General features: G+C 40.7%; 1 protein-coding gene. It reads left to right on the forward strand.

Features of this window, described 5'->3' with window-relative positions; all coding sequences use genetic code 11:
* Nucleotides 1-396: 396 nt before the first annotated feature.
* Nucleotides 397-969 (forward strand): collagen-like domain-containing protein (locus tag GSM42_RS20285; RefSeq protein WP_160803379.1); only part of this gene is annotated, 573 nt, incomplete at its 3' end.

Genomic DNA, 969 nt, shown 5'->3' on the forward strand with positions numbered 1-969 from the left:
GGATTTCAATTATTAAACAGTTAGTTAGTCAGCTGCACTAATTTCGTTTCATTCCCTTATTAGCATGTCTAGTTTAGTAACGAGTGATCTGTTGATGAATAGATTAATACCAAAAAAATCTATTATTTAATATTTTAACTAGGTTTTTTGATTGTATTTTGTTTTTTCTGTTCAGATTTAGTTATTTTTTCTTATATATTCTTCTGAAACATATATAAAATTACTCCTTAAAAGCAGTGTTATTTCTTTCATTTGATGAAATCTTCATTTATAGACTAATACGGAATTATTAATTTTTGAATTAATATAGTGGTCAGTTGATATCAATTTTTAACCTATTTACATAATGTGTGGTAAAGCTTTGTTTTTAGAATACATTAGGTTGGGGGCGAAGATATGTCTTCTGAAGAACATAAAGTATCGAAACCTGTCATATTTTCTAATGAGTCAAAACAAAAGGAAATATCTGCATCTAGGAAGAAAAAATCGAAAAAAAGCAATAATCACTACGGCTGTGAATCTCATGCAACAACAAGACAATTATTTGGACCTACTGGTCCCACTGGACCTCGAGGACCAAGAGGAAAAGAAGGGGAAAGAGGCAAGAGAGGGAAAGAAGGGGAGAGAGGCAAGAGAGGGAAGAGAGGAGAAAGAGGTCCAAGAGGTTTTCAAGGTGAACCAGGAGCCACCGGGGTAACAGGAGCAACCGGGGTAACAGGAGCAACTGGAGTAACGGGAGTAACTGGAGTAACTGGTCCAACTGGTCCTGGTACAGGAGCCACCGGAGCCACCGGAGTAACGGGAGCAACTGGAGTAACGGGAGCAACTGGAGATACCGGAGCCACTGGAGTTACCGGAGCCACTGGAGCCACCGGAGTAACTGGAGCGATTGGAGCGACTGGAGATACTGGAGCGACTGGAGCGACTGGAGATACCGGAGCGACTGGAGCGACTGGAGATACCGGAGCG

The sequence above is a fragment of the Shimazuella alba genome (genome assembly GCF_009831235.1).
Lineage (GTDB): Bacteria > Bacillota > Bacilli > Thermoactinomycetales > Thermoactinomycetaceae > Shimazuella > Shimazuella alba.